We start from the raw sequence: 15225 nt of genomic DNA, 5'->3' as shown, positions 1-15225 counted from the left end.
CCGACGGGTCTCAGGTCTTCAGCAAGTCTCGGATGATAGGCTGCTTGTGGGGCTTGTGCTTGGCCTTGAGCCCGAGCAGCAGCGCGCTCAGTTCGGGTTCGTGCACCCGCTTGGCGGCGGCGCTCGGCGTGAACCACCGGCGCTTGCGCTGCTTGCGCTCCTTCCAGCGGCGTTTCAGCTTTTCCACGATCATCGGGTAGACCCGGACCGTACACGGCAGCGCAGTGCCATCATCAAGGATCTTGTCGTAGCTGTAGCTGCCGATCTGCTCGCTGCCGATGTAGCCCTGTGCCCCGGCCTCCTCCAGCGCCTCGATCTCGGCCGCGCGCCAGGGTTTCTTGCCGTCCATCTCCCAGCCCTTGGGCATCACCCAGCGCCCGGTGTCGCGCGACGTGACCATCAGGACCTGCACCTGGCCCTTCTTGTCCCAGTGCAGCGGCAATGCCGCGATCTGTTCGGCCATCGGCATGTCACCTGTCATCGCGAGAAGTCTGGAAGGATAGCACGGGGGCGTCAAAGTGATATGACGGCCTCGCAAACGAAAACCGCGCCCGGCAGAGGCGGTCTTCCTCCTTCATCCGTTCAGGAGGGGAGAGTTCCAGTTCGCAACGGCCCGGTCGCGGCTCGACTGGAACATTCTACCCTTTCCACGGCCCGGACGAACCGATGGGTTCAAGAGTCATATTGCCTGGACAGGCCCATATGACATATTCTCTCCTTATTAGATTATTTTTTTTTGTTTTAAGGGATTGGAGCATGGGTAATTTCGAAAGCCCGCGTCTTGCGGCAGGGCAGACCGTGTTGATCTTGGGCGGCGACGGTTTTTGCGGCTGGCCCACCGCCCTTCGCTTCTCGTCCATGGGGGCACAGGTCGTCATCCTGGACAACGGCGCGCGTCGTGAGACGGACCGGAACCTAGGCGTCGCGTCACTGACGCCCATCCAAAGCCTTCACGACCGCGTCGAGGCATGGACTGCGGTAGAAGGCTCCGTGATACGGACCCACAACGTGGACCTCGCGGAAAACTATGCCGGGCTCTTGCGGGTCCTGCTCGAAACACGTCCCGACATCATCATCCATTTTGCGGAGCAGCGGTCCGCTCCCTATTCGATGAGGTCGTCCGAGGGCGCCCGGTATACCGTGGACAACAATATCCGGGCGACCCACAACCTGCTGGCCGCCCTGGTCGAAACCCGGCTCGATCCGCATCTCATGCACCTTGGCACCATTGGGGTCTACGGCTACGCCACCGCCGGCCTGCAGCTGCCGGAAGGCTACCTGAAGGTCAAAGCCCTCGGTGCAGACGGTCGCGAAGTCGGCAAGGAAATCCTCTACCCCGGACAACCGGACTCGCTCTACCACATGACCAAGATGCTGGATCAGCATCTCTTCGAGTTCTACGCGCGATATCACGGTGTCCGGATCACCGATCTGCATCAGGGCGTCGTCTGGGGGACCCAGACCGCAGAAACCTGCCGCGACCTGCGTCTGGTCAACCGCTTCGACCACGACGCCATATACGGAACGGTGACGAACCGTTTCATCCTGCAGGCGCTCGAGGGGCGGCCACTGACCGTCTACGGCAGCGGCAGCCAAACCCGCGGGTTCATTCACATCGAGGACATGCTGACCTGTCTCACGCTGGCCGCCGCCACGCCGACAAAGCGCGGGGAGAGGGTCCGCATCCTCAACCAGATTGCCGAGACCAGCAGCATCAATGCTCTCGCCGGCAGGATTTCCCGTATCACAGGTGCGGAAGTCGTTCATCTCGACAACCCGAGGCGCGAGCCGGAGGGGAACGAGTTCGAGGTCGACAACGGGACTTTCCACGATCTGGGGTTCGTCGCCCACCGCTTCGACGAGATCCTGGAGACGGAAATTGCGCAACTTGGCGAACTCCTCGGGCTCGACGGTACGGGCCCGCGCAGCTCGGTCGCCTGATGATCAGAGCTGCTGCATCGTCTCGAGGAGGTTGCGCATGTCGCTGCCGTCCTCGAGGAAGAGCGCGCGCCGTTCTGCCATGATCCGCGCCCGTTCCTTCCGGTATTCACCGGGAGTGACACTCTTGAGAAAGTCGATGATCGACGCGGCATGCGGCGCGGGAAAGGCGTGGCCCACCCCTGCGCGGGCCAGCCAGTCCTCCATCTCGGATCCCTCGGCCACCAGCGGCACCGACCCGTAGAAACCGCCCTGGTACATCCGGCACGCCAGCAGCAGGGGCGAATTGCCCTCTTCGTCGAGAAAATCCAGGCACCAAGAGAAATGCACCCGGCCATACATCTCTTCGAGATCGTCGGGGATCGTGTATTCCCCGTCATAGGTCCAGTTCGGATGCCGGTTGACGATCTCCATGTAGGCGTCCAGCCCGGTCTCCGTCGGGTAGCCTCTTGTGTAGATTTCGACCCGCGGACCGAGGGCCACGGCGATCTCCTCCAGAAGCGCCATGCTCTTGGTGCATCTCAGCGTGCCGAACCAGCCGATCACCCAGCGGTCCGTGATCTCTTCCCAGACCCGTCCCGCCGGAGTCGGCGTCTCCGGCCGGTCCCCGAGCTGGAGCTTGTTCTCGAGCACGAAGCTGGGCCCTTTCCAGCCGTGAACAGGTTCGAAGTACCCCCGCAGGAACCCGGGGGACATCACCACCAGCAGGTCGACGCGCTGCAGCAACCATCCTTCGACACGGCGGAACAGGGCCCCGGCGGTGGACTTCTTGAAGAAGATCGCCTGAACGTCCTCGACCTCGTAGACCAGCTTCGCCTTGCTGCGTGTCAGGAGTCTGGCGAAGTGGCCAAGGGCCAGAAGGTCCAGGTTGCGAGCATAGATGAAGTCCGCGTCGCGTAAGACGTCGCCGTGCTTCACCATCCGCCACAGGGCACGCAGAAGCGCCGGAAGACGGTAGAGATAGCGCCTGTCGACGGTATCCCCGAGGTGGATGTTGTCCCAGTCCGGCTGGAACCCGGTATTGAACTTGTGCCGGCGAAACGTGAAGCTCGTCAGCCTGACACCGGCCTTTCGAAAGGATCGGATCCGCAGGATGAGCGTGGGATTTGTGGCGTCGACGCCGATATAGACCCCTCGGACAGGGGCGGTTTCAGGCAGTTCCGATGTGCCCTGTCCATCCGCGCGCGAGAGGACAGCATCCGCGAGCGTCATGGTGCAAACCTGATAAGAGGGCCTGAGCTCATCTGCGAAACCTGGCAACCGTTCTGAGGTCAGATCACGATACCCGGGCCGCCGGCCATTCGGACAGGCCAATGTGATCCGCGGTGCGATAGGAAGATCCCGCCAGCTGCTAAATGGCGACCCTCTTGCCCTAAGAGGTGGCGACTCCGAACGTAAAGTCGCCGCCGCGTCTCCGGCTGGAGGCTGCGTTGGTTCCGGCCGCGAGTCGGGACAGCACCGGCAATGCCGGCTCGAACGCAGGATGCGGCATAGTCAACGGGAGCCGAGGGACCCGACAAAGGCTGGATTGGCTGGATCTGAAGATCACCAGCTTAACCGAGCGGCCCTGCCATGATTTCAGGATATTCCGCCCGCCGAGCTACGCACCCGACAAGAAGGTCGTGTCTGCGTGACATCCTGTAATGTGGAAGTGGCGGACCGAGGAGGATTCGAACCCCCGACCCCCTGATTCGTAGTCAGGTACTCTATCCAGCTGAGCTATCGGTCCGTCGAGCGCTGATCTAACGGAGGTGTCGGACCCCTGCAAGGGCCTGCGTGAGGAAAAATTGCACTTTACGCCACATCCCCCATGGGGAGGCGGATTTCGAAACAGGTGCCGCAGCCCTCCTTGTCGACCAAGGTGACGGTGCCGCCGTGTCCGCGGACGATCTCGGACACAATGGCGAGGCCAAGGCCCGTGCCGCCCTTGCGCGCACCGCCCTGGAACGGCTGGAAGAGATGTTCCTTTGCCTTCGGCGGCAGGCCCGGCCCGGTGTCCGAGACTTCGATGATCCATTCGCGTTCGCCCTCGCGCGCCGCGATCGAGATCTCGCCCGGCTCGCCCGAGCCGGTGATCGCCTGGCGTGCGTTGCGCACGAGGTTGGCGAGCGAGCGGTAGAGCTGCTCGGGATCGCCCCGCACCATCAGGCTCGCGGGGATGTCCTCGGCCAGGCTCACGTCGTCCTCGCCGATGGCCAGCCGTTCGGCAGACAGCACGTCGTTGGCGAGTTCCGCGAAGTTGAAAAGGGTGAGCCGCGGCGCGGGCTCCTCGGCGCGACCGAAGGCCAGCGTGCCCTCGCAGAGGCTGATGGCGCGCGTGATCGAGCCCACGAGCTTGGGCGCGAGCCGCTTCACCGTGGGGTCCTCGGACATCTCGATCCGGTCTGTGAAGAGCTGCGCCGAGGTGAGGATATTGCGCAGGTCGTGGCTGACCCGCGCCATGGCCCCGCCGAGCTGGGCCAGCCGCTCCTTCTGCTTGAGCGCCTGGGTGAGCTGCTGCTCCATCTCCTGCAGCGCCTCTTCGGCCTCGCGCAGTTCGCGCACGCTGGCCGAGGGCTGCATGATCCGATGGGCATCCTCTGGCGCCTGCGTATAGGCCATCATGTGCGCGATCACGCCCTTGATCGGCTTCACCAGAAGCCGGCGCACGGCCAGGAACAGCAGCAGCGCCGTGATGATCGAAATCACCGCCGAGAGAATCAGGATGCGCAGCCCGTAGTCGATCATGGCCGCGCGCATGGGCGCGGTTTCCATGGTGACCTCGATCAGCAGGCCCGCGTCCCGCAAGGGGCTGCCGATGACCCGGACGATCCGCGGCTCTGGATCTATGAGGCGGGCGAGCGCATCACGGATGAGGATGGGCGGCCCCGCCTCGCGCAGGTCGTAGGTCGCGGCGATGTCCTGGGGCAACGGCGAGCTGAGCACGAGTTCGCGGGCCTCGTCACGCCGCAGTACGACGTTGTAGACGCCGGCATTGGCGAGAAGCTCCTCTTCGAGCTCGGGCGCGATCATGTCGTCGGCCAGAAGCGCGAGCGAAGCGATCTGCGCACGTTCGAGCCGCGCGAGAAGGTAATCCTCGCGGAAGCGTGCCACCGAGGGAACGAAGATGAGGATCTCGGCCAGCATGACGAAAACCATCGTCAGGACGAGGAACCGGCCGGAAAGCGAGTTGAACATGGGCGCCGTAACTTGTCAGGGCAGCCAGCGTTGGACCAGCCGCACCACCTTCTTCACTGTGTCGTTACCGAACAATCTAGGTGTGAAATACGCGCCTGCAGCCCTTTTATTTATTTCGGCGTAAGTCGGGTACGGTGCGACCATGGCCGAGACCTGGCTCATCTTGAGCCCGTTGGCGATGGCAAGCGACCAGAGCGCGATGTGTTCGCCCGCCTGATGCCCCGCGATGGAGGCACCCACGGGCTTGCCGCCGACCACCATGACCTTGATGAGACCGGCCGTCTTGCGCTCCGCAATGGCGCGGTCGTTGTGGGCGTATTCGAACCGGGCGACCTCGGCCTTGTCGCCGTGTTTTTCGCGCGCCTGCGCCTCGGTCAGGCCGACCTGTGCCAGCTCCGGATCGGTATAGGTGGCGGTGGGCAGGTGGGCGGTCCTGGCCTTGCCGGGCAGGGCGAAGAGCAGCGGGCGGATGACCTGCCCGCCGTGGTAGCCCGCGACATGGGTGAACATCATGCCCCCGGCCGCGTCGCCCACGGCATAGACGCGGCGGTTCGCGGTGCGCAGGTTGTCGTCCACGTCGACGCCGGTCTTAGTGCGCTTGATACCCGCCCTCTCGAGGTCGAGCCCCTCGACATTGGCCTTGCGGCCCACGGCGATCAGCAGATGCGTGCCGGTGAAGCTGCGGCCGTCCTCGGTCTCGACCGTGAGGTTGGGGCCATCCTTGCGGACGGCGCTGGCCAGCGCGTCCTCGGCGATTTCCACGCCTTCCTCGCGCAGCGCCTCGAGCACCACGGCGGCGGTCTCGGGATCGTCCTTGGCGAAGGCCTTGCCGCCCTCGATGACCGTCACGCGGCAGCCCAGCCGCCGGTGGGCCTGCGCCATCTCCATGCCGATGGGGCCGCCACCGATGATGAGCAGGTGCGAGGGCCGCTCGCGCAACTCCCAAAGCGATTCGTTGGTCAGGTAGGGCACATCCTCGAGCCCCGGGATCGGCGGCACGAAGGGCGACGACCCCGTGGCGATCACCACGCGCCGCGCGGTGATGCTGTGCTGACCGGCCTCGACGGTGCGGTGGTCGACGAAGCGGCCGAACTCGCGAATCACGCGCACGCCCAGCCCCTCGAACCGCTCCTGGCTGTCGACGGGGGCGATGGTGGCGATGGCCTGCTTCACGTGGTCCTTGGCGGCGGCATAGTCGATCTCGGGGCTACGCGGCGAGATGCCGTAGGGCGCCGCCGTGGTCATGCCGTGGGCCACCTTGGCCGAGGCAATCAGCGCCTTCGACGGCACGCAGCCGTAGTTGAGGCAATCGCCCCCCATCTCGCCGCCTTCCAGCAGCACGACATTCGCGCCCATCTGCGAGGCCCCCGCCGCCACCGACAGGCCACCCGAGCCCGCACCGATCACCAGCAGGTCGCACCGGATCTTTTCCATGCCTCAGATCTCCTTCCGGCCGCGGACGGCCTTTATGACCATGGGAAGCGCCGCCAGGACCGCAAGCCCGAGGATCGGGCCGATCACCTCGGGCGCCCAGAGCAGCGACAGATCGGGGTCCTCGCCGCGGGCGAAGACCTCGCCCAGCCCGACGCCGATCGAGGTGAAGACGAGAGCGCCCGGGATGATGCCAAGCGCGGTCGTCAGCAGAAAGTTCCCGAACTTCACGCCGACCAGCGCAGGCAGCAGATTCGCAACGAAGAAGGGCACCACAGGCACCAGCCGCATGAGGAACATGACGCTGACCTCGTTCTCGTTCAGGCGCTGCTTGATCTGGTGCAGCCGGCCCTCGGATGTTTCAAGCCGTGCTTCGAGCATCCGGCCGAGCCCTGCCCGCGCAGCGAGGAAGATCAGCACCGCACCGATGGTGGCCGAAACGACATTGAAGACCGTCCCCGCCACAAGCCCGAAGAGGAAGCCGCCGGTGACCGAGGTCACGGCCGCCCCGGGCAGCGAGAAGGCGACGATGGCCACGTAGGCGCCGACGAAGACCAGCACGAGCGCGAGGTAGTTCTGATCGCGGAAGGCCAGCAATGCCTCGCGATTCTCGCGCAGCGTGTCGAATGTGAGCTGGTCACGCAGGGTGAAGTAGCCCACCACCGCGGCCACGAGGATCAGCAGAAGCGGCAGATGCCGCCGCAGCCCCGGCTTGTGGTTGTCGCGCGTCTCGGTCATCTCCGCCTTCCCGTCGTGTTTGTCCTGCATGGCATGAAGATGGGGTCGCAGACAGCGCGAGATGCCAAAGTCACGCCGCCTTGATCCGTGGTGCGCGTGATGGGGGCTGCGGGGCAGGCGGCACCGGAAACTGTAACATTTCCCGGCGCCGCAGCACCGGAATGACAGGCTTGACCCCGGTTTTGAGGTTTGACAGGCGCGGGATGCATCCCTATAGGACGGGCTTCGAAAACTCACCGGCCCGGCCCGCCGATACGCGCGCGCCCCGGGTCCGATGCACGGAGCAGACGCGATGAAACGCACATTCCAGCCGTCGAACTACGTTCGCAAGCACCGCCACGGCTTTCGCTCGCGCATGGCCACCAAGGCCGGCCGCAAGATCCTGAATGCCCGCCGCGCGCGCGGCCGCAAGAAGCTCAGCGCCTAAGAGCTTCCGGCCATGACCGGCCCGATTGCAAGCACCGCCTCGGAGCCCTCCGCGGCGGTTTCGCTGCGTCTGGACCGGCTGCGGCACCGTGCCGATTTCCTGCGCGCCGCACGGGCGCGCAAGCAGGGCACCGGTGGCATGATGGTCCAGGCGCGGGAACGCGCGGACGGCGACGAATCGGTGCGCGTGGGATTTACCTGTTCGCGCAAGGTCGGCAATGCCGTGGCCCGCAACCGTGCCAAGCGCCGGCTGCGCGAGGTTGCGCGTCTCGTGCTGCCCGGACTGGCGCACCCCGGCTGGGACTACGTGCTGATTGGCCGCCCCGGCGCCACCATCGACCGCGACTTTACCGCGCTGGAAGGCGACCTGCGCTTTGCCCTGTCGCGCCTGCACGGCTGAGGCCGCGGGCATGACCCCGGCGGCCCGCCTTCTCTCCCTCCCCGTCCGCGCATACAGGCTGCTGTTCTCGCCCTGGGTTGGACATTCCTGCCGCTATCACCCGACCTGCTCGGCCTACGCGCTCGAGGCGCTGGAGCGTCACGGCGCCCTGCGCGGCGGCTGGCTGACGCTGCGCCGCATCGGGCGCTGCCATCCCTGGGGCGGGTCCGGCATCGACAACGTCCCCGACTGACGCGCCACACGCGCCGCGCGGCTTTGCGCCCTTCCCCAAAATAATCGTCGATTTTTGCCAAGGCTCGATGTAAGAGCCTTTCCACGGAACCCGCACGAGTCAGAGGAGGGCCGTTCATGACGTTCATGCCGACCATCTTCTGCCCGTCGTTCCGCGCGGTCCACGGCAACACGGCCTCACGAGGCCTGTAAGCCGCACCGCCCGATCGCCGCCGCTGCGTCCGCCGGCCGCGTTCTCCCCGCAACCCGACCTTTCGAAGCCTGGCAATCCAGCCGGGTCACGTGCATCCGCACGGGTCTGCGGGACGATTCCCTTGGCTTCGATCCAACCTCAGACCAAGGGACCGGGCACCTGCCCGGATATCGTACCATGATCCACCCCGTCCGCATCGCCCCTGCCGGCCCAGACGCCGCGCTCGAGGCCATCATCGCGCGTCACGGCGCCCGCGTCGTGCTCATCGCCGCGCTCCGCGCAGCCCTGCGCCGGCCGCAAACCCGGCCGCCGCCGCCCAATGCCGATGACCTGAGCGCGCATTTGCGCCGCGATGTCGGCCTGCCGCCCGAGACGGCGCACGCAAGGCACGCGGCCCTGCCGCCATTGACGCCGCGCATCTGAACGAAAAAGCGCCCCCCGGAGATCATCTCCGGGGGGCGCTTGAGCATCAGGTCGCGTCGCGCAGACGGGATCAGGAGGCGGCTTCGATCACGCCGCAGGCGATGCGGCCGCCGGCCCCGGCCTCTGCACCGTAGCTGTCGGCGCTCTCGTGCACGATGATCGCCGAGCCGTCGTCGTCCATGACCGGCGCCTCACCGTCTTCGAGGCTTAGAACCGACGAGGTCAGATCGGCCCGCACGTTACCCTCGGGCCCGGCGAAGACGTTGGGCAGATCGCCGGCATGCGCCCCCTCCTCAGCCATCAGGCCGTGGCTGTTTTCACCGGGCTGATAGTGATCGCCGGCAGAGGTGAAGTCCCCCTCGCAGGTGCCGGTCTGGTGCACGTGAAATCCGTGCCCGCCCTCGGGCAAACCGCTTGCCTCGACCTGAAACAGAAGGCCGTCAACAGTCTCGAAAATCTCGACCTGGCCCACTTCGGCGCCGCTCTGATCCATCAGCGTGGCCATGGCGGCGGGGCTGGCTGCGCCCTCGGTGTGGCTGCCGGCAAGGGTCGCGGTCGCAGGCACCAAGGCCAGCGTTGCAGCGGTCAGGGTCGTGCGAAGCATGATGTTTCTCCTCTCGGATAAGGCTTTGCTCACAACGGCTTGGTGGGCACACCGTTCCACTCACGCCAGTCACGAAACCGCGTGCGCCCGGCTGGTCCCGCAGCGCATGGGCATCATAGCCTTGTCGGGGGAGGCGCGGCAGACGCGCCCGCCTAGCCGCGACCGAGCACGGGAGGCGCGTCCACCTCGGGCGTTTTCCCCTCTTCCAGGGAAAGACCCGCGAAATCCCAGAGCTTCGCGTCGAGCAGATGCGAGGGCCGTGCGTTCATCAACGCCCGGAACATCACCTGACGGCGGCCGGGGCTGTTCTTCTCCCACTGGTCGAGGATCTGCTTCACCTGCTGGCGCTGCAGCCCGTCCTGAGATCCGCAAAGGTCGCAGGGAATAATGGGATAGTTCATGGCCCTGGCGAACTTCTCGCAATCGGCCTCGGCCACGTGGGCCAGCGGACGATAGAGGAAGAGATCCCCCTCTTCGTTCACCAGCTTCGGCGGCATGGTCGCAAGCCGCCCGCCGTGGAAGAGGTTCATGAAGAAGGTCTCGAGGATGTCGTCGCGGTGGTGGCCCAGCACGACCGCGTTGCAGCCTTCCTCGCGCGCGATGCGATAGAGGTTGCCCCGCCGCAGACGCGAGCAGAGCGCGCAGTAGGTGCGTCCCTGCGGGACCTTGTCGACGACAATGGAATAGGTGTCCTGGTACTCGATCCGGTGGGGCACGCCCATCTTTTCGAGGAACTCCGGCAGCACCGTCGCCGGGAAGCCCGGCTGCCCCTGATCGAGGTTGCAGGCCAGGATCTCGACCGGCAGAAGCCCGCGCCATTTCAGCTCCATCAGGGCCGCGAGAAGCGTGTAGCTGTCCTTGCCGCCCGAGAGGCAGACAAGCCAGCGGGCGTCGCGCCCCTGCACCATGCCGTACTGCTCCACCGCCTCGCGGACGTAGCGCACGATGCGCTTGCGCAGCTTGCGGAATTCCGTCGTCTGCGGCGCGCCGTAAAAGAGCGGGTGGATGTCGTCGTGGTCACTGAGCATGGCGTTGCAATAGGGCAAAGCCGGGCCCGTGAAAAGAGCCGCGCTGCCCTGCCCCGGCCTGCCCTCGCGGTGATCGTTCAGAGCGCGATCGGCCGGTTCTCGAGGATCGATTCCATGGCGATGTAGGAGGTGACCGAGTCGAGCTCGACCTTATCGATGAGGCGCTGATAGACGCCGTCGAAGCTTTCGATGTCGTCGGTGACAATCTTGAGCATGTAGTCGTAATCGCCGCCGATCCGGTAGAAATCCACGATCTCGGGGATCGCCGTGACATGCTGGCGGAAGGTGTCGAGCCATTCGCGCGAATGGCTGCGGGTGCGCAGCATGGTGAAGACGACGAGGTTCTTGCCCAGCGCCCGGCGATTGATGCGCACCGTGCGCCCCTCGATCACGCCGCTTTTCTCCAGCGCGTTCAGCCGCCGCCAGCAGGCGTTCTGCGACAGGCCCACCACCTCGGCCAGCTCGCGCTGGGTGAGCCCGGAACCGTGCCGCTGAAGCGCCTTCAGCAACTGGATGTCAATCTGATCGATCTTTCCGGTCATTTTTCGTTCATTTCATGAAGATTGGCGGCGCATCGGTCTGTATTTGATAGCGCATTCACACCCAACGCTAAAGTATTCTCTTCTCAAGACCAGTCAGAAGGAGAGTGCCCCCGTGTCCGCCCTGCAGAAGTTTCGCGACAGCCTCCACCGCCCGGACGTGACCGATGTCATCGCCGCAGGAGTCATCGGCAACGACATGGAATTCGAAACGCCCTTCGGCACGCAGAGGCTTCTCTACGCGGACTACACCGCCTCGGGCCGCGCGCTGCGGCAGGTCGAAAGCTTCGTGGCGGAGCGGGTCCTGCCCTTCTACGCCAACTCGCACACCGAGGCCTCCTTCTGCGGCATGACCATGACCCGGATGCGCGAAGAGGCGCGGCGCACGATTGCCAGGCTCGTCCACGCGGGCCCGGAGGGGCACGTGATCTTTGGCGGATCGGGCGCGACGGCGGGGCTGAACCTGATCGTTCGGCTGCTGCGCCTGAGAGAGCGTGTCGCGGCGGGCGAAGACGTGGTCGTGATCAACTCGATCTACGAACATCACTCCAACATCCTGCCCTGGCGCGAGTCGGGCGCGCGGGTCGTCACCATCCCCGGCGCCCCCGAGGGCGGCATCGACCTTTCCGCCCTGGAAGAGACCCTGCGCGCCGAGGCAGGCGCCGACCTGGTGGTCGGCAGCTTCTCGGCGGCCTCGAACGTGACGGGGCTGATCACCGACCCCGATCCCGTCACGCGGCGGCTCAAGGCGCACGGGGCGCTGGCGATCTGGGATTACGCGGGCGGCGGCCCCTACCTGCCCATGGACATGACCCCCGCCCCGGATTGCGCCAAGGACGCGATTGTCTTTTCGCCGCACAAGTTCGTCGGCGGCCCGGCGGCCACGGGCGTTGCGGTGATCCGCGACACGATCGTCGACGGCGTGACCTCGACCGCGCCGGGCGGCGGCACGGTGAGCTTCGTCTCGCCTTGGCGCCACGCCTATTCACCCCGCGTCGAGGCGCGCGAGGAAGCCGGCACCCCCAACGTGATCGGTGACATCCGCGCGGCACTGGCCATGCTGGTCAAGGACGCGATCGGCGCGGCACGGATCGGGACCCGCGACCACGCGCTGCGGGCCCGCGGAATCGACCGGCTCGCCGGGCACCCCAACATCCACCTGCTGGGCCCCGCCGTGACCGAGGGCGCGCTGCCGATCTTCTCGTTCCAGGTGCGCGATGATGATGACACGCCCGTGCATCACCAGCTCTTCACGCGGATGCTCTCGGATCTCTACGGCGTGCAGGTGCGTGGCGGCTGCGCCTGCGCCGGCCCCTATGCACATGAGCTGCTCGGCCTTGACCGGACCACCTCTGAGAGCCTCTTCTCGCGGCTGGAGGACGGGCACGAGATCGACAAACCCGGCTGGGTGCGGCTGAACCTCAGCTACGCCCATACCGACGAACAGGTGGCGCGAATCCTCGACGCTGTGACTGATCTTGCCGGGGACGTCGCCGCACATGCGGCGCGCTACGGCGTCGATGCGGCAACCGCGCGGTTCACTGCCCTGGCGGGGTAATGGCGGCTGCGCGCCGCGACGAGGAGAAGGACGATGATGAACTTCGACCATGCCGTGGTGAACGTGCTCGGCGAGATGGACAGCGTGGCCGAGAGCTACCGGAGGCTCGGCTTTCAGCTCACGCCGAGGGGCCATCATACGCTGGGCTCGATCAACCACCTGGCGGTCTTCGGCGAAACCTACGTGGAGCTGCTGGGATATGCCGAGGGCGAACGCGAGAAGCGCGCCGAGCTGTGGGAGCATCCGCCGGGACTGACCGGCATCGCCTTCCGGGCCGGGGATGCCGCCGCGCTGCACCGGCAAATGGCGGAGAAGGGCGTGCCCATCGAGCCCTTCAAGGATTTCTCGCGCCCGGTGGAGATCGACGGGACCCGGTACGAGGCTGCCTTTCGCACCTTCCAGATCGACCGCGCCGAGCTCGCCAACGGGCGTCTGTTCTTCTGTCAGCACAACACGCCGGAGCTCATCTGGCGCCCCGAGTACATGGATCACCCCAACGGGGTGAGCGAGATCACCGAGGCCATCGTCGCCTGCGACGCGCCCGCGGCGCTGGCGGATCTCGTGACCGCCGCCGAAGGGCTGGCCCGCAGGGGTGATGACAGCGTGGACGCCGGGACGACGGTGGTGCGGTTCTTGCCCCGCGCGGCGGTTGCCGAGGACTTCGGTCCCGTTCCAGATGACAAGGCCGGCCACATGCGGATGGTGGCGCTGGGGCTGCGCTGCCGCTCGCTTGACGCGCTCAGGGCACTTCTGGACGGGAACGCCGTCCCCTACGAGCCCGCGACCGGTTCCGTCGTCACCGTTTCCCCGACCGAGGCGCACGGCCTCTACCTGCGCTTTAGCGAGGCGTGAGGCGCGGCAGGGCGCCGCAGGAAATTCCCCGCGCGTGTTAAGGGCTGCGTTACCCGAGTCCGGATAGGTTCCCCAGGGTAAGAATGGGAACAGGTCACGCAGTCATGAAAGCCGAAACCCGGCACCGCATCGGGCTGGTCAGGTCCCGGCTCGCCACGCTCCCCAAGGGGCCGCAGTGGATCGCCTTCCTGCCCGCGATCGCGCTCGCTGCCTTCTGGCTGGGCGGTGAAGGTGCCCTTCTCGTCGTTGCCATACTGATGCCGATCCTCTTCATGCTCGCTGCCGAGACCGAGGACCCCACCAGTCCCGCGCAACGCGAAATCGCGCCGGCCGACGATGTCACGCCCGCGGGCGAAGCGGTGTCGCTGGCGGATCACGCGCTGCTGCGAGCGCATGCCGCGAACCTCTCCACCGCCTGCATCGTGATCGAGGCCGAGGGACTGGACCAGATCATGCGCCAGCACGGTGACCGCGCGGCCGAATCCCTGCGCGTGGTGCTGCACCAGCGGCTGACCGCCATGCTCCGTCCGGACGACCAGGTGCTCCGCGTCGGGGACCGCCGTTTCATGGTGCTGATGGCGCCTGCCCTGCGTGCCGGGCTCGAACACCTGCTTCAGCTTGCCGCACGACTGCAGCGGGGGCTCGAAGAGCCGACCGAGATCGACGGCGCCACGCATTACGTCGCGGCCTCCATCGGGTTTGTCAGTAGCCAGCGCCTGTCCGGGGCGGCCAGCGGCAGCTCGATGATCGAGGCGGCTCAGACCGCGCTCTCCGAGGCGCTCTCGAACGGGCCCTCGGCGATCCGCGCCTGGTCCGAAAGCCTGCGCGCCGCCCGCGACGCCCGCGCGAGCCTGCTGGCGGATGTCGGACACGCCCTGACCTCTGGCCAGATCCGACCCTGGTTTCAGCCGCAGGTCTGCACTTCGACCGGGCGCATCAGCGGCGTCGAGGCGCTTGCGCGCTGGATTCACCCCGAACGCGGTATCGTGCCGCCGGGCCAGTTCCTGCGCCTTCTCGAAGAGGCCCACCAGATGGACCGACTGAGCGAGGTGATGCTCGAACAGTCGCTGCGCGCGCTTTGCGACTGGGACCGCGCCGGCCTCGACATTCCCCGCGTCAGCATCAACTTCTCGAGTGCCGAGCTGCGCAACCCCAATCTCGTGGAACGGATCCGCTGGGAGCTCGACCGCTTCGGGCTCGGCTGCGACCGGCTGGGGCTGGAGGTGCTGGAAACCGTGATCGCGGATTCCCCCGATGGGGTGCTGGCACGCAATATCGTGCAACTCGGGCAGCTGGGCTGCCACGTCGACCTCGACGATTTCGGCACCGGCCACGCCTCGATCACCGCGCTGCGCCGCTTCAAGGTGCACCGGCTGAAGATCGACCGCAGCTTCGTCACCCGCATCGACCTGGACGAAGAGCAGCGCCGCATGCTCGCGGCCGTCCTGAGCATGGCCGACCGCCTGGAGCTCGAGACGCTGGCCGAAGGCGTCGAAACCACGGGCGAGCACGCCCTTCTGGCCCAGCTTGGCTGCGACCACGTGCAGGGCTTTGCGATCGCACGCCCGATGCCGGCGGAACGGATGATCGAATGGTCCCGCAAGCACCAGGAAACCATCGAGGACGCCCGCAACCTCGGGCGCAGCGGCGGCTGACAACACCCGGTGCGGCGCCCGGGCCGTTCCGG

16 protein-coding genes and 1 tRNA gene are annotated in these 15225 nt (G+C 66.3%); 8 read left to right on the top strand and 9 right to left on the bottom strand.

Annotated elements, in window-relative coordinates:
* Nucleotides 1-10: 10 nt before the first annotated feature.
* Nucleotides 11-463 (bottom strand): NUDIX hydrolase, encoded by a 453-nt coding sequence (locus tag C8N44_RS08760; RefSeq protein ID WP_107975915.1) that lies wholly within the window; start codon nucleotides 461-463, stop codon nucleotides 11-13.
* Nucleotides 464-756: 293 nt separating this feature from the next.
* On the opposite strand from C8N44_RS08760, the gene C8N44_RS08755 reads away from it, so the two are divergent.
* Nucleotides 757-1941, top strand: a complete 1185-nt coding sequence (locus C8N44_RS08755; RefSeq protein WP_107975815.1) for an NAD-dependent epimerase/dehydratase family protein — start codon at nucleotides 757-759, stop codon at nucleotides 1939-1941.
* 3 nt (nucleotides 1942-1944) lie between these two features.
* Here C8N44_RS08755 and C8N44_RS08750 read toward each other — a convergent pair whose 3' ends face one another.
* From C8N44_RS08750 to C8N44_RS08730, 5 genes are all read right to left on the bottom strand, one after another.
* Nucleotides 1945-3150 (bottom strand): glycosyltransferase, encoded by a 1206-nt coding sequence (locus C8N44_RS08750; protein ID WP_107975814.1) that lies wholly within the window; start codon nucleotides 3148-3150, stop codon nucleotides 1945-1947.
* Nucleotides 3151-3590: 440 nt separating this feature from the next.
* Nucleotides 3591-3667: transfer RNA gene (locus tag C8N44_RS08745), tRNA-Arg, on the bottom strand.
* 65 nt (nucleotides 3668-3732) lie between these two features.
* Entirely contained in the window at nucleotides 3733-5115 is a 1383-nt protein-coding gene (locus tag C8N44_RS08740) for a sensor histidine kinase (protein WP_107975813.1), read from the bottom strand.
* Between the two features lie 15 nt (nucleotides 5116-5130).
* A complete protein-coding gene (locus tag C8N44_RS08735) occupies nucleotides 5131-6549 on the bottom strand; it encodes a dihydrolipoyl dehydrogenase family protein (RefSeq protein ID WP_107975812.1) in 1419 nt (472 codons plus the stop codon).
* A 3-nt stretch (nucleotides 6550-6552) separates the two neighbouring features.
* Nucleotides 6553-7284, bottom strand: a complete 732-nt coding sequence (locus C8N44_RS08730; protein WP_107975811.1) for a TVP38/TMEM64 family protein — start codon at nucleotides 7282-7284, stop codon at nucleotides 6553-6555.
* 292 nt (nucleotides 7285-7576) lie between these two features.
* Between C8N44_RS08730 and rpmH the strand changes: the two genes are divergently transcribed.
* The 4 genes from rpmH (at nucleotide 7577) to C8N44_RS08710 (ending at nucleotide 8957) form a co-directional block, all read left to right on the top strand.
* The gene (gene rpmH / locus C8N44_RS08725; RefSeq protein WP_107975810.1) at nucleotides 7577-7711 is read left to right on the top strand and encodes a 50S ribosomal protein L34; all 135 of its coding nucleotides are present in this window, start codon (nucleotides 7577-7579) and stop codon (nucleotides 7709-7711) included.
* Between the two features lie 12 nt (nucleotides 7712-7723).
* Nucleotides 7724-8110, top strand: a complete 387-nt coding sequence (rnpA, locus tag C8N44_RS08720) for a ribonuclease P protein component (RefSeq protein WP_107975809.1) — start codon at nucleotides 7724-7726, stop codon at nucleotides 8108-8110.
* A 10-nt stretch (nucleotides 8111-8120) separates the two neighbouring features.
* Nucleotides 8121-8342 (top strand): membrane protein insertion efficiency factor YidD, encoded by a 222-nt coding sequence (gene yidD / locus C8N44_RS08715; RefSeq protein ID WP_107975808.1) that lies wholly within the window; start codon nucleotides 8121-8123, stop codon nucleotides 8340-8342.
* Nucleotides 8343-8711: 369 nt separating this feature from the next.
* Nucleotides 8712-8957: a hypothetical protein gene (locus C8N44_RS08710; RefSeq protein WP_107975807.1), complete on the top strand. Its 246-nt coding sequence runs from the start codon at nucleotides 8712-8714 to the stop codon at nucleotides 8955-8957.
* A gap of 70 nt (nucleotides 8958-9027) precedes the next feature.
* Here the strand turns inward: C8N44_RS08710 and C8N44_RS08705 are convergent, their stop codons facing one another.
* From C8N44_RS08705 to C8N44_RS08695, 3 genes are all read right to left on the bottom strand, one after another.
* Nucleotides 9028-9561: a superoxide dismutase family protein gene (locus tag C8N44_RS08705; RefSeq protein ID WP_244641046.1), complete on the bottom strand. Its 534-nt coding sequence runs from the start codon at nucleotides 9559-9561 to the stop codon at nucleotides 9028-9030.
* Nucleotides 9562-9713: 152 nt separating this feature from the next.
* Nucleotides 9714-10589 (bottom strand): tRNA 2-thiocytidine(32) synthetase TtcA, encoded by an 876-nt coding sequence (gene ttcA / locus C8N44_RS08700; RefSeq protein WP_107975913.1) that lies wholly within the window; start codon nucleotides 10587-10589, stop codon nucleotides 9714-9716.
* A 77-nt stretch (nucleotides 10590-10666) separates the two neighbouring features.
* Complete coding sequence (locus tag C8N44_RS08695; protein ID WP_107975806.1) at nucleotides 10667-11131, bottom strand: Lrp/AsnC family transcriptional regulator; 465 nt, start codon at nucleotides 11129-11131, stop codon at nucleotides 10667-10669.
* A 112-nt stretch (nucleotides 11132-11243) separates the two neighbouring features.
* Here C8N44_RS08695 and C8N44_RS08690 point away from each other — a divergent pair, with 112 nt between their 5' ends.
* From C8N44_RS08690 to C8N44_RS08680, 3 genes are all read left to right on the top strand, one after another.
* A complete protein-coding gene (locus C8N44_RS08690) occupies nucleotides 11244-12686 on the top strand; it encodes an aminotransferase class V-fold PLP-dependent enzyme (protein ID WP_373282700.1) in 1443 nt (480 codons plus the stop codon).
* Nucleotides 12687-12719: 33 nt separating this feature from the next.
* Nucleotides 12720-13538, top strand: a complete 819-nt coding sequence (locus C8N44_RS08685) for a VOC family protein (RefSeq protein ID WP_107975805.1) — start codon at nucleotides 12720-12722, stop codon at nucleotides 13536-13538.
* Between the two features lie 104 nt (nucleotides 13539-13642).
* Nucleotides 13643-15193: a putative bifunctional diguanylate cyclase/phosphodiesterase gene (locus tag C8N44_RS08680; RefSeq protein WP_107975804.1), complete on the top strand. Its 1551-nt coding sequence runs from the start codon at nucleotides 13643-13645 to the stop codon at nucleotides 15191-15193.
* Nucleotides 15194-15225 lie beyond the last annotated feature (32 nt).

Origin of the sequence: Allosediminivita pacifica, from assembly GCF_003054175.1 — a bacterium.
GTDB lineage: Bacteria > Pseudomonadota > Alphaproteobacteria > Rhodobacterales > Rhodobacteraceae > Allosediminivita > Allosediminivita pacifica.
This window is presented reverse-complemented; position numbering and strand designations above follow the sequence as displayed.